This is a genomic window from Stenotrophomonas sp. SrG (assembly GCF_050031795.1).
Taxonomy (GTDB): Bacteria; Pseudomonadota; Gammaproteobacteria; order Xanthomonadales; family Xanthomonadaceae; genus Stenotrophomonas; species Stenotrophomonas rhizophila_A.
Map to the genome: position 1 here is coordinate 1 of NZ_JBNBBE010001688.1, position 231 is coordinate 231.

The window sequence follows — 231 nt, forward strand, 5'->3', positions numbered from 1 at the left end:
GTGCCGCCGGGGAAGGTGGCGGCAATCCCCTGGCCGGGGCTCACGCCCGGGCGCCGGCGGCCGCGCCCGTTGCTTACGAGGTGGTGCACGGGGGCGTAGCTTTCCACGCTCATCAGCTCATCCCCTTCCACGCTGCCGGCGGTGCAGATGCGGCCCAGGTCCTTACGCGCCAGGGCGATCAGCAGCACGGGGTCGGCGCGCTCCTTGGGCTGGCCGACCAGTTCGCGGATG

Annotated in this window: 1 protein-coding gene; it reads right to left on the bottom strand. The window is 73.2% G+C overall.

The genetic code is table 11. The features are described 5' to 3' along the window. Nucleotides 1–231 (bottom strand): chorismate-binding protein (locus ACQG3P_RS25110; RefSeq protein WP_426806558.1); only part of this gene is annotated, 231 nt, incomplete at both ends.